Here is a 12998-nt window from a genome sequence, read left to right as displayed (position 1 = left end):
CCAAAATAAAAAGGCCCTGCTGAGGGCCTTTTATATTATTACTTTTGAACGTTAGCAGCTTGTGGGCCACGTTGTCCTTGTTCGATATCGAAAGTTACAGCTTGACCTTCTTCAAGAGATTTGAAACCTTCACCTTGAATAGCGGAAAAGTGAACGAATACGTCGTCTTGTCCTTCAACTTCGATGAAACCGAAACCTTTTTCTGCGTTAAACCATTTTACTGTACCTTGTGTCATTAGAAATTCCTCCTGTGCGGATTTTCCCGCGAATTATTACTATTGAGCTCTTCATTTATTCGTTCAAGAGGAAAATCACTCGTTAAAGTATTTCTCTATCAGTCATATCCGAACGTCAACCAGTGATTCCTAGTATAGCATGCCTTCAGCTATAAAGATAGCTGTAAATGAGTTTTTTTCCAAAAAAATCTTTTTTTAAGGTCTTCGCCAAAGAGGGCCTTGGTCGTTTCAAGAGCTTCCAATGGGATCAGCAACTGTGTTTTCTTAGCATTTAAACAGTTTGAGCCTGATAATATTCCTTTTGGATATTATTTAAAATCTTCTCGACAGGTAGGATGTCTTTAATTTCGCCAACCCGGGCGCCGCTGAAGATAAGGCCTTCCTCTGAATCACCGCCAACAGATTTAAGCAGCGAATCATAAATACAAAAACGGTGCGAGCATTTTTTTAAACAAGAAACGCATTTATCGATTTTCAAACGTTGTTGATTGCTGATTTTTTCAGTGAAATTATTTGGTACAGCACGGCCTTTTAGACCGACAACTGAATCAATTAATACAGTGTCTTTACTTTTTAGATATTTTTCTTTAAATGAAAGAGGGGCATCACACTCTTCACTGGCTACGAAGCGTGTACCCATTTGCACACCTGAAGCCCCGGCTTCGATAGCCCGCCGGACATCTTTACCGTCTATTATCCCTCCTGCAGCGATGACAGGAATGTCCACTGCTTTTACGACCTCAGGTAAAACGTCAAACAGAGGCCGATCCGTTCCAAGGTGGCCGCCTGCTTCTGTTCCTTCCACTACTACAGCTGCAGCCCCGAGACGTTGGGACATTTTAGCTAATTTAGCCGATGAAACGATTGATACCACAGGAGTATTAGATTGTTTTCCCCAATTATACATATCCCTTGAAATCCCAGCCCCTGAAATAATAAAATCCACTTTCTCTTCCATAGCGGCTTTCATAGTTTCTGCAAAATCAGTCATCGCGTAGAGGACATTGACTCCAATATAGCCGGCCCCTTTTGTTTTTTCCCTTGCTTTACGAATATGTGATTTCAGTTCATCAGCAGAAATGCCTGTGCCTGAAATGATCCCTATTCCCCCTGCATTAGAGACCGCTGAAGCTAAATTGCTTAGAGAAACCCGTACTCCCATTCCGCCTTGAAGAATTGGCAGTTTCGGTCTCATGTGTGCAATTTTAAGTTCTGGTAACTTCATTTAACTCACCCTTTGCTGTTAATTAATCAGAAGAACCACTAAAGTGTACCATATAAAGGGGCATAATTACCGGGAAAATTAGTATCAGGTATTAATATTAGATAATTATTCACAAAAGTTTCATAAAATTTAAACGAAATATGTCAGTGGGTTAAACAATTAGGCATTTTATAAGAAACAAATGTGTGAAAGAAGTTGCGCAGGCTTTAGATTACTAGTAGAATTAGCTCTGTGAAAAGAGTACAGAAGGGGATCAGAAAGAAGTTTTTACAAAAAATAACTTACTTGAAATTAAAGAACGTGTGTTTAATTTTAGGAGTTGGAGCTGTTATGAAAAAATACAATATAGAAAACGCTCAAGTCATAAAAGATCTGGAGCAGATTGGAAAGGAGATTAGAGGAAATAAAGAATGGATCGTCGATTCACTTTTTTCTCATTCCGGTTCAGAAAAGGCCTCATATGCCCCCTTGGAGGAAGAGCTGTATGAAAGAAGGCTTGAAGTAATCGAAATTTGCGGAAAGGCTTTCTCTGATAATGGAAGCAGTTATTTGGTTGAAGAGTGGGCTAAAAAACTCGGTAAATATGGCGTCTCCAAAGGGGCAAGTCTGACTGATCTTTTACCAGTGACTAAAGTTTACCGGAAAATTTTATGGGAATTTATAGAAGATTTCTCGAAAAAGAGAAAGGTAGCCTCTGATACGGTTTTTAAATCTTCTCTTATTCTGAATGACTTTCTGGATGAGGCAGCGTATGCTTTTACAGCCGCATTTATCGAAGATCATGAGGAAAAAATAAAAGCCTCCCACGATTTTATTAAAGAATTGTCAGCTCCCGTTGTGCCCATTTCTAAAGGGATTGCTGTACTTCCGCTTATCGGACATCTCGATGAAGACAGATCGGCTGTTTTGATGGATACAGTTGTCAGGGATGCGATGAGCCACAAACTTGAACTTATTTTTATAGATCTATCCGGAGTACTTGTCATGGATACTTTTGTTGCCAGCAGGCTGTCTGATCTGATGAAAACTTTAAAAATTCTTGGGGTGAGTCCTATTCTGAGCGGTTTAAGACCGGAAACGGCACAAACGATCGTGTCATTAGGTATTGAAATAAAGCATTTTAAAATAGTCAGCAATTTAAGACAAGCTTTAATAGATTATGGAGTTTGTAAAGATATTTAAAGTATAAAAACTTTAAAGGAGCCTGCAAAGTAAAGCGGGCATTCTAAAGAGGCATGAAACCAGTATTTTACTGGATTCATGCCTCTTTCGTGCTGCCTTACTCAGTTTGAATATAAGCTTAAAATACGGAGGGACAGGTTTATGGAATAGCCTGCTAATCTTATTCAAGGTTATTGCATAGGGACTTCAGGAATTATTTTTCCCTCAATTCGTTCAAAAATATCATCCAGGCTGGTGCCGGTGATAGTCAGCCCGTGATTCTTTAACCCAATAACGGCCCGGGCCGGATCAGGGGCTCGTTTTACAAGATTAGCCACTGATTCTGCTAATTGCACTGTTCCGCAAGGATAATTAATTACGGTAGCTTCAATGCCGTCCATCCAGGCGTGAATATGGACGATTGCCCCAACCTCAGGGTGTTCCTGATAAATCATCCAATGTTCAATAGCGTCAACAGAGGCTCGTTTAGGCTTGATACCTGGAGGAATATTTACTTTCATCGCATTTTTCCCAACATCATACCCGGTTATATAAAGAAAATCTTTTCCAACCTCAGACATTTTGGATTTGTCGATACCGCTGGCACTCATCCAGAAATGATCTTTATTCTTCCGGGCGCTGAGGTTCCCGTAACTTAAACCGCCGATTCCGTATAACTTATTAAGGTGGCGTATATCCCGTTCCGGCAGTACTTCTTTAAGAGGGAAAGGCGCTGGCAGAAGATTCATTTCATCTAATTTTTTTCCAGAAACACTTAAAGACTTCGTTATCTCATCGCCGTACCAGAGAGATTCAGGTAAATTTTCATAAAAATCATTGTTAATCACGAGTTGGGAGGAAGCGAGAGGCTCAAGCCGTTCGTAAATCTTATCAAAAATCTTATCATCTTTTTTCTTAGGATCAAACGTGATACTGTAGTTCCCTTGTTCCGGTGTTAAAAAATACAGTTGTGTTTCTTCCTCCCCATGGCAAACATACATGAGATGGTTGGCGAGGCTTCTTATTAAATACGGGTAAGCCTCTTTCCTCACTTCACGGGGGGTGCTGCGGGATTCTACGATGGAAACGACAAAAGTGCCTTGGGCTTTTCTCCGGTAAGGTCTTGGAGAGTCGCGATCTACAAAGTGAAAGGCAAGTTTAATGTCATCTTTCGGATTTGGCAAATACTCATATCCTTGATTCGAGAAAGTTCTCCTGATACCGTCCACTATCCATTCCGAGTACGGGTCCACTGGTTCTCCTGTGCAAGTAAATGTGCTCATTTACGATCCCTCCACTTACATAATTAAAAGATATAGGAACTGAGAAAAAATTACCAAGCTTTAAGGAATATTATTTTCGAATTAACAAAAATTATTCAGAGATAAGTAAAGGGGGGGACGAAAAGTGGTCTACACTTTCCTGCGCAGAATTGCTAAAATTATTTTGCTGCTAATATATAAAATTGAAATAAAAGGGGAAGAGAAATTACATTGTTCCGGGTCTTTTATAATCTCAGCCAATCATTTAAGCTGTGCTGACCCTGTTATTATTGCATCCCTATTCGAAAGACACATTCATTTCTTAGCCAAACAGGAATTGTTTCAAACGGCAGTGAGCAGCTGTTTTTTTAACGAGCTGGAGATGATACGGGTTAACAGGTATTCCGGTTCAGTGATCAGACCGGTCAGACAAACACTGAGATTGCTAAGAGAAGGTAAGGTCATAGGAATTTTTCCTGAAGGGACAAGAGTAAAAGAGGGCAAGATACAAGAACCTAAAAAAGGAGTAGCTTTTTTTGCTGTAAAAAGCGGCGTTCCTGTTTTACCGGTTTCTATTACTTTCAGCAGGACAAAAATGAGTTTCCGCCGAAAAGTAATGGTTAGTATTGGAGAATTTATCAAAATCGCTGAATCTGAAAATCCGGATTACCAGGCTATTGCAAACCGGCTAATGCAGAAATCCAGAGAATTAGCAAAAAAGGACAGCGGGGAAGCCATCCTGCCACAGCAAGGTTCCCTGCCCCCGCTTGAAAAAATCTAATGGTACCAGAATGATATTAAATCAATTTTTGAACTTTCAGGAGGAAAAGTGAATATGCATGGATTTATAATAAATAAAACTTCCGGAAATGGAAGGGGAGAAAAAGTGTGGGCACGCGTGGAAAAAGCCCTTAAAGAAAAAAATTTGTCTTATTCAGCAAGATTTACGGAAGGGCCGAAGCATGCTGTGGAACTTGTACCCGGCCTTTTAAGAGAAAATATTAAGGCACTGGTTGTTTTGGGTGGGGATGGAACAATTAATGAAGTAGCTAACGGGCTTGTTTACTGTAATATTCCTCTCGGTGTTATTCCTGCAGGGTCAGGGAATGATTTTGCGAGGTGTTTAGGTATCCCGATGGATTCTCTCCAGGCCCTGGAAAGGATTCTAGTAAATGACCCTAAGCAGGTTGATCTTCTGGATCTTGGCAGCCGGTATTGTTTGACGGTGACGGGAGTGGGATTTGATGGCCAAGTTGCAAAAACAGTTAATGAAGCACCTTATAAGAAACCTCTTAATCAATTCCGTCTCGGGGGCCTCTCATACGTCGTAAGTATGCTGGAAACATTAACGACTTATGAACCGACGAGAGTCCATGTGACAGTTGACGGAGTTGAAAAAATATATGAAGATGTATGGTTAGTAGCAGTGGCTAATTCACCAAATTATGGAGGGGGAATTCATATTTGCCCTGAGGCCAGTTATAATGATGGGCTCTTAAACCTCTGTATAGTCCATGGAATAAAAAAATGGGAGCTGTTATGGTTATTTCCCCAGGCCTATAAAGGGAGGCATGTTAATAAGGTTACTTTATTGCAGGGAGAGGAAGTGTACATTTCTTCCAATCCTCCTGTTCTTGTGCAAAGCGATGGCGAACAGTTTATGGAAAGCCCGGTTTATATACGTGTCGAAAAAAACGCTATAAGAGTTGTTTAACAGGCCCTTTCCGAGTATATTAGGGCCTGCTTTACTGATTACTGTTTTTGTTTCTTCCATGAAAGCTTGCTTTTCTCCTCTTTTGTTAAAAGATGCTCGTATTCCAGGAAAAAGAGCGAATGAACAAAATCACACAGAACATGCTGAAGTTTTTCAATTTTAGTTTTCATTTGCCTTACTCTCCTTTTTAATAGTCAATTACCCCGTTCTTTTGGAATAAGCAGGTTTAAAATCCAGCGTTTTAGATCTACAATACGCAAAAAGTCCGGTGAACAATCTGTTCCGGCGACAATCATCGGAATAAGGGAGTCATCTTTATGAAATCCCCCGTGACTTGCCCCCTTGGGATGGGACGGGGAGCTTTCGGTAATAAATTCGTGTCCTGGTTTCACACTGGTCACCACAAAATCCCCTGCATGGGAGTGAAGTGTACTGTAAAGCCTCTGTAAAGCGTCGGGATAATCTCCATAAGTAACCGCTTTCCCCTGAATCTTCAAATCAAGAATTGATGCTTCTCCTTCAATCTTCCATGACTGGTTATATTCATCTTTCATATCATTTCCCTGTTTGAATTTAAACTCTCCGCCATCTCCGCCAGATGTGACATAAATCCAATCGATGGATTTCCAAGCAATCATATCAATGCGATCGTCTCTTTTCAGCCTTTCAGCAATTTCCGTTAAAGGGACTTCTTCATTGTTTAAGGTGTAAACAAAACATGATCTCAAATTGTTTGCCAGTACGATCTGGTCGTCTTTTTGCACCCCTTTTCGTAATTTTGTAATTCTCAACGGTTTTAATAATCTCCGGATATCCACTAATGCGCTCTGCTTATGTTTTCCTACTCTTGCCTGGCCGTTATCGCCGATTAATATCCATATGTTGTTTTTCAAAGCCTCTTCCCATGTAGGGAAGGATTCCAGTATGGTCTGAAGCTGCTTATCCATTTCTTTGATGCCTTCCAAATCCATAGGTCCTTTTTTATGAACATTTTTATCGTGGTCTGGGAAGTAAACAAGTGAGAAATGCGGCAAATTATTCGTTTTAATTAAATAAGAAAATTCCTGCACAGAAAAATTGTTATTAAACCCGTATTTGTTCCAAATGTAACTGTGTTTGTTTAGAGCACTCAGACTGGATGATCGTCCATATACAAATTTGTCACTGGTCCTTGTTTTAATTGTTTTGTTTATATTAATAAAATAACGGATCAGCCCTGGAACCGTTATTTCGTTCACTGTATGGCCTCTGTGGACAAGAGGGTTAATGGACGCTGAAATTTTCCCGGCCGCCTGTAATTCTTCATGTATCGTTTTGACATCTTTGCGCAAATGTTTATTGTTTAACCGGTACATCACATCATAAAGGCTTTTTGTTAAACCGAGTTTGACCAATTCAAATACATGCGTTCCGTAATTAATCACTCTGTTTTCATTCTTTTTATACCAGACTAAAGCTGGCACGCCGTGACGGTCTGAGTAATGCCCTGTTAACAGCGTGCTCTCAACATTTACTGACATGGTAGGAAAAGGGGCTACTACTCCGGGATAATAAATGGCATATTCCATAAAATACTTGATAGCAGGAACATGTTCATTTTTTAATGCCTGCTGCAGAGGTTTATCCATTAAAGTATCCAGCATGAGCATAACCGCGCGTTTTTCAGTTTTATTCACTTCTATCATCCTTTTTACATTTATTGGGTGGAAGGTAAAGGATAACTATTCTGCCTTATTTCCTTACGATTATTATGTAAATAAAAAGTGCTGAATATGTAAGAGAAGAAGGACTTGCCAGTTACAAATGACTCTAAGGAATCGGGCAGGAAAATATGATTAGAGAAGGGAGGGGGATGGAAATGAAAGGTCAACCGTTAATTTTTTCTGCATCCATAGGTAATGGACATAACCAGGCAGCGAAAGCTCTGCAAGAAGAGTTACTGATTAAGGGGGTGCATGCTGAAGTGGTTGACACTTTTCATGCCATTCATCCTTATCTTCATCATTTTGTATTGCAGAGTTATTTAAGGTTACTCAAAATAAGCCCCGGCGTGTGGAGGAAAATGTATTTTTATGCCGAAGACTACCCTCTTTTTCTGCTGCTGGACCAATTTGGGTCCCTGTTTGTTGACCAGCTTTACGGCATGGTCGAAGAAAGTGCCTGTCCGTTCATGATTTCAACGCATCCATTTGTGACAGCTTTCTTATCAAAATTAAAACAAAAAAAACAAATTAAAGCCCCTTTATATACAGTGATTACAGACTTTGTCCTGCATCCTGCTTACCTTAGACAGGAAATCGACGGTTATTTTACAGCTTCTCATAAAGTTGATGAATTTGCAGCGAAACATCAAGTCTCTCCGGGCAGTTTTTTTTCAACAGGTATTCCTATCTTAAAGAATCACTGTTTACAGACTCCTAAAGCTGCTGCACGGGAACAATTAAGGCTCGACAAAAATATTAAAACTCTTCTAATTGCAGGGGGAGGGATGGGCTTAACGAATTACGTGAACATATTAAAAGCTTTGGAAACTCTGCCTGAATCTGTCCAGATTCTATGTATGGTCGGCCATAATCAGCGAGTAAAACAGCGTATTATAAATCAGAAAAGTAAGCATAAAGTAAAGGTCATTGGGTTTACAGATCAATTTCTATTGTATCTGAGGGCAAGTGACGGTTTAATTTCCAAGGCTGGAGGCGTAACGATGGCTGAAGCTCTTGCCTGTGAAATTCCTATTGTTATATTCAGCACGGTTCCGGGACACGAAGAACATAATTCGGATTATTTAACATCTGAGGGAGCAGCCATCCGAACAACGCGCTATGAAGAATTACCACAAATGATTGAAAAAGTATTGTACGAAGCAAGTGTGCACGAAACTTTAAAATCCGGGGCTCGACTGCTGAAAAAGCCGGAAGCCACGTCTCATATCATAGAGGAAATTCTGGCCCGGTAAACGAAGGTGGCGCCTTCAATGCAGTGGCAGGGGCTTATCTTTGCGCCTTTACGGCCATTCAAGGCGAAAAAAGGGGGGGGCGGATAATCCAAAGGCGGGGAAGTGTATATATTTGATTAGTCTGCTCAGATCCCTTTACAGACTTGTGAAAGACTGTAGAATAAACACTAGGTCACAACTGGTTTTTAGAAAGGGGTTATAACATGCAGATAAGAAAAGCATCAGTGGATGATGCTAAGGGGATTGCACGAGTTAATGTGGACTGCTGGAAATCAGCTTATAAACATGTGCTTCCCTCTCACATAATAAACAAGCTTACTTACAGCGATAGAGAAGAACGGTGGAAAAAAAACCTTCCTGATTCTACAAGCGGAGGGACAATGACATTTGTCGCTGAAGATCAAAACGGAGAAATTATCGGGTTTGCTCTCGGGGGAACAATGAGGGATCCGAGATTAAGGATAAAATATACGGGTGAGCTCTATGCTCTTTATGTTTCCCCTGAATTCCAGGGACGTGGAATAGGGAGAAAACTGTTTGATAGTGTCATTCATCATCTTTCTTCTCTGCGGCATTCGTCGGTCGCACTTTGGGTTTTCGAAGACCTTCATTCCTGTACGTTTTATACGCATCTGGGAGGCGAGCAAATTTACCATAAAAAAACAACAGTGGGTGGAAAAACACTAAATGAGCTGGCTTTCGGCTGGCAGGGTTTGGATGAGCAGACAGAGAATGATAACAGATTGAATTAAGTGCAAAAGCAGGCGGTGGTTTAAAAAACCACTGCTTTTATTATGAATTTGATTTTCAATTTAGTCTTTTTCAGCCGTTAAGGTGCTGTAATTGACCGTTTACCTGCGATAACCTGCAAATGGGGGCGCTTTCACGAAGTTTCTCCTCTTTATTCTCGTTACTTCATCTTACACCCTTGAACTCGTGTGAGAGAATGTTACCATTAGTAACTGTATTACAAAGCCACACACAGGAGTTTGATATATATGTTAACTAATTTAAGGATTGCATTCATAGGTGCGGGCAACATGGCAGAAGCGATTATGTCTGGAGTAATAAATACTGCTACACTTGAGCCGCAGCAAATTATAGTAACAAACCGGAGTAATGAGCAGCGTCTATTAGATCTTCACAATAAGTACGGCGTCCAAGGGATGGTACAAGACCGTCTCCCTATTGAGTCAGTTGACATCATTGTTTTGGCAATGAAGCCTAAAGATGCAGAGAAGTGCCTCCTGTCACTTAAAAACCGGTTAAGACCTGAGCAGGTGGTTATGAGCGTGATGGCCGGCATATCTACACAATTTATGGAACGCCATCTGCAGCCAGGGCAGCAAGTGATCCGTATCATGCCTAATACGTCCAGTATGATACAGGAATCTGCAACAGCCATTTCACCTGGCGAAAATGTAACAATGAAAAACGTTAAAATAGCTAAAAACCTTTTGAAAGCTATTGGTAAAGTTTATGTGATAGAAGAAGATGAGATGGATCTGTTTACAGGGATCGCTGGAAGCGGCCCGGCATATTTTTATTATTTAATGGAAAATATCGAAAAAATTGCTGAAGAAAATGGAATGGATGCTGTCAAGGCAAGGGAAATTGGAGCCCAGACTTTGCTGGGCGCAGCAAAAATGATTCTTGGAAGAGAAGAAAGTCCAGCACAATTAAGAGAAAACATTACGTCAAAAAACGGAACGACAGCTTGCGGGCTTAAAGCCCTGTCCTTTCATGGAGCAGGAGAAGCAATACAAGCAGCTGTCAAAGAGGCTATGCACAGATCAGAAGAAATAAGTCATGAGTTTGAGAACAAAACAGTTAGTTCTTAAAACTAAGGAACTTTAGAACGGATATACTTGAGATAAAGCAGCTTGAGGCTTGATTTAGCCGGAGAGCTGCTTTTTTTTGAAACTTTTAGGGGGTAACGCCGTATAAATAAGGCAGCAGACCAAAACTTAATAACAGGGGCGCACCAGAAAGGAGTAAGTGATGACCTTAATAATTAATAACTTAAAGAAAACTTTCGACAAACACAAAGCAGTGGACGGCATCAGCCTGACTATAAATAAGGGCGAGATGTTTGGAATGCTCGGGGCGAACGGCGCAGGTAAAACTACGTCTTTCAGGATGATTCTCGGGCTCCTTGACCCGACAGAAGGGGACGTCAGGTGGAAAGGAGAGCGGATTACATATAAACGAACGAAGCTCGTTGGTTATTTACCTGAGGAAAGAGGGCTTTTCCCTAAATTGACTGTAAAAGACCAGCTCGTTTATTTAATGAAACTTAAAGGGATGAACAAACAGGCAATTATTAAAGAAATGCGGTTCTGGCTTGACCGTTTTGGAGTACCGGAATATGAAAACAAAGTAATTGAGGAACTCTCAAAAGGGAATCAGCAGAAAATTCAATTCATAGCCGCAGTTTTACATAAGCCTGAGCTGCTCATTCTTGACGAACCTTTCAGCGGATTGGACCCGGTTAATGCAGATATGCTGAAAAATGCAGTGAAAGACCTTCAGGAAAGAGGTACAACAATTGTTTTCTCGAGTCATCAGATGAGTAATGTTGAGGAATTATGCGAAGATCTGATCATGCTAAAAAAAGGAAAAGCAGTACTTCAGGGAAACCTAAGAACAATTAAACGGTCTTATGACATGAAGAATATCAGTATTAAAGCTGATTATGACTTAGCCTTCCTGGAAGACGTAAAAGGGGTCTTAAAAATAGAACCAAAAAAAGATGGCGCTGATGTAAAAGTAGAAAATGAAAAAGCCGCGGAAACCATTTTTAGCCGCTTGGCTTCTAAAGGATTTGTCAGGAAGTTTGAAGTGGAAGAGCCATCGCTGCACGACATTTTTATTGACAAAGCAGGGGGGAGCGGCACATGAATAATTTCTGGACGACGTTTACACATACGGCGGGAAGGCGGCTGAAATCAAAGACTTTTATAATAACAACCTCTATTATGGCGCTGTTTATCATTTCTCTCATCAATTTAAACACTATTCTGGAGACCTTTTCAGGAGATGGAGCAGAAGATATGCCAGCTGTTGCTGTGGTGGATCAGACTTCAGAGGAAGGGCAGTTCGCCGAAATGCTGGAGTCACTGGCTGCTGAAGGCAGTTTTGAATACATTTATTACAGGGGAGATGTTGAGGAAGCGCTTAGTGACGCAGAAGAAAATGAATTTACTTATGTTCTTGAATTAACCGGTACGCTGGATGCTCTTCAGGCAGAATTTTACGGAGAAGGGACTGATTTCAGAACCGGGCAGGAAGTACAGCAGGACGTCCAGCGTACTAAAGAAACGTTAGCTACATCTGCACTTGACTTAAATGAACAAGAACTGGCATTAATATTTAATCCCGTCTCCTTCAATGAGAAGCCATTAAGCGGAACTGGGGAAGTTCGGACTGCAGAAACTCATATGCAGACTTACTGGATGGTATATGGACTTGTATTTGTGATTTATCTGATAGTGGTCACGTTAGGGACAATGATAGCGACTGAAGTAGCGACAGAAAAATCGTCCAGAGTGATGGAACTGATTGTTTCAAGCGTGAACCCAGTCACTCAAATGCTGGGTAAAATAATGGGAATTGGTTTAGCTGGTTTAGTAAACTTATCAGTTTTAGTGTTAGCGGCCTTTGCTGGTTCTTATCTCAGCGGAGAAGATTTTATTAGAAACATTTTCACCGAGGTAATTGACTATTCGTTAATAATTTATGCTTTGTTGTTTATAATCCTTGGTTATTTTGTTTATGGGGGAGTAGCCGCGATGCTTGGAGCTCTCGTCAGCAGGGCGGAAGAAGTGAACCAGGCTATACAGCCTCTTATTTTTCTAGCAATGATTGCTTTTTTTGTGTCACTCTACGGTTTAAATGCTCCGGATGCCATTTTTATCAGAGTTCTGTCTTATGTTCCTTTTTTCACACCACAGCTTTTGTTTCTCAGAATCGGTATGGGCACAGTGCCTGTCTGGGAAATAGCCGTTATCTCGGCTTTATTAATAATTAGCGCTGTTTTGATAAATGTAATTGCCGCCCGTATATATAAAGGCGGTGTACTGATGTATGGAAAATTTTCATTTAAAAAAGGAATAAAACAGGCCTTAAAGCTGTCTAAAAAAGAAAGCTAACTATTACCTTTACCGTCCCCCCCCTTAAATAAAGGGGGGTTTTGAATATTCAGGGGAAAAGTTGAATCATTTGTAGTGAACCAGTCCGTTAGTCTTTAAATATAGAGATTAAATTAAGTAAGCTCCTGCATGGCATGTTTTTTCTGAAGGTGACCTGGTGTGTCTAAAATTATTACATGATGATTCTCCCCCTTTGAAAGCGTGGAAATAAATTATGGAAATAGTTTATTTTACAATTTTCAAAAAATTTAATTGCTTTTACTATAAGTCTATAGTATTTTATTTCATAGAGA

At 40.4% G+C, this 12998-nt stretch carries 13 protein-coding genes; 8 read left to right on the top strand and 5 right to left on the bottom strand.

The features are described from left to right. Nucleotides 1–38: 38 nt before the first annotated feature. Both BMW59_RS00160 and BMW59_RS00155 read right to left on the bottom strand, forming a co-directional pair. Nucleotides 39–236: a cold-shock protein gene (locus BMW59_RS00160; RefSeq protein ID WP_093046995.1), complete on the bottom strand. Its 198-nt coding sequence runs from the start codon at nucleotides 234–236 to the stop codon at nucleotides 39–41. A gap of 271 nt (nucleotides 237–507) precedes the next feature. Next, nucleotides 508–1461, bottom strand: a complete 954-nt coding sequence (locus tag BMW59_RS00155; RefSeq protein ID WP_093046994.1) for an NAD(P)H-dependent flavin oxidoreductase — start codon at nucleotides 1459–1461, stop codon at nucleotides 508–510. Between the two features lie 330 nt (nucleotides 1462–1791). On the opposite strand from BMW59_RS00155, the gene BMW59_RS00150 reads away from it, so the two are divergent. Beyond that, nucleotides 1792–2643, top strand: coding sequence for an STAS domain-containing protein (locus BMW59_RS00150; protein WP_093046993.1), 852 nt, complete (start codon nucleotides 1792–1794; stop codon nucleotides 2641–2643). A 170-nt stretch (nucleotides 2644–2813) separates the two neighbouring features. Here the strand turns inward: BMW59_RS00150 and BMW59_RS00145 are convergent, their stop codons facing one another. Then, nucleotides 2814–3905 (bottom strand): class II aldolase/adducin family protein, encoded by a 1092-nt coding sequence (locus BMW59_RS00145; RefSeq protein WP_093046992.1) that lies wholly within the window; start codon nucleotides 3903–3905, stop codon nucleotides 2814–2816. 124 nt (nucleotides 3906–4029) lie between these two features. Here BMW59_RS00145 and BMW59_RS00140 point away from each other — a divergent pair, with 124 nt between their 5' ends. After that, entirely contained in the window at nucleotides 4030–4665 is a 636-nt protein-coding gene (locus tag BMW59_RS00140) for a lysophospholipid acyltransferase family protein (RefSeq protein WP_093046991.1), read from the top strand. 54 nt (nucleotides 4666–4719) lie between these two features. After that, nucleotides 4720–5598: a diacylglycerol/lipid kinase family protein gene (locus BMW59_RS00135; RefSeq protein ID WP_093046990.1), complete on the top strand. Its 879-nt coding sequence runs from the start codon at nucleotides 4720–4722 to the stop codon at nucleotides 5596–5598. A 38-nt stretch (nucleotides 5599–5636) separates the two neighbouring features. Here the strand turns inward: BMW59_RS00135 and BMW59_RS22130 are convergent, their stop codons facing one another. Further along, nucleotides 5637–5768 carry a hypothetical protein gene (locus BMW59_RS22130; protein WP_281244182.1) on the bottom strand — a complete coding sequence of 44 codons (132 nt, stop codon included), beginning with the start codon at nucleotides 5766–5768 and terminating at the stop codon, nucleotides 5637–5639. 24 nt (nucleotides 5769–5792) lie between these two features. Next, entirely contained in the window at nucleotides 5793–7283 is a 1491-nt protein-coding gene (locus BMW59_RS00130; protein WP_093046989.1) for an alkaline phosphatase family protein, read from the bottom strand. Nucleotides 7284–7456: 173 nt separating this feature from the next. On the opposite strand from BMW59_RS00130, the gene BMW59_RS00125 reads away from it, so the two are divergent. The 5 genes from BMW59_RS00125 (at nucleotide 7457) to BMW59_RS00105 (ending at nucleotide 12705) form a co-directional block, all read left to right on the top strand. After that, nucleotides 7457–8554, top strand: coding sequence for an MGDG synthase family glycosyltransferase (locus BMW59_RS00125; protein WP_177174124.1), 1098 nt, complete (start codon nucleotides 7457–7459; stop codon nucleotides 8552–8554). A gap of 203 nt (nucleotides 8555–8757) precedes the next feature. Next, complete coding sequence (locus BMW59_RS00120; protein ID WP_093046987.1) at nucleotides 8758–9306, top strand: GNAT family N-acetyltransferase; 549 nt, start codon at nucleotides 8758–8760, stop codon at nucleotides 9304–9306. Between the two features lie 246 nt (nucleotides 9307–9552). Beyond that, nucleotides 9553–10395, top strand: a complete 843-nt coding sequence (gene proC / locus BMW59_RS00115) for a pyrroline-5-carboxylate reductase (RefSeq protein WP_093046986.1) — start codon at nucleotides 9553–9555, stop codon at nucleotides 10393–10395. Between the two features lie 160 nt (nucleotides 10396–10555). Further along, nucleotides 10556–11455: an ABC transporter ATP-binding protein gene (locus tag BMW59_RS00110; RefSeq protein ID WP_093046985.1), complete on the top strand. Its 900-nt coding sequence runs from the start codon at nucleotides 10556–10558 to the stop codon at nucleotides 11453–11455. Then, nucleotides 11452–12705 carry an ABC transporter permease gene (locus tag BMW59_RS00105; RefSeq protein ID WP_093046984.1) on the top strand — a complete coding sequence of 418 codons (1254 nt, stop codon included), beginning with the start codon at nucleotides 11452–11454 and terminating at the stop codon, nucleotides 12703–12705. The genes BMW59_RS00110 and BMW59_RS00105 overlap by 4 nt, the downstream gene beginning before the upstream one ends. Nucleotides 12706–12998 lie beyond the last annotated feature (293 nt).

The sequence above is a fragment of the Salipaludibacillus aurantiacus genome, assembly GCF_900111295.1.
GTDB lineage: Bacteria > Bacillota > Bacilli > Bacillales > Salisediminibacteriaceae > Salipaludibacillus > Salipaludibacillus aurantiacus.
This window is presented reverse-complemented; position numbering and strand designations above follow the sequence as displayed.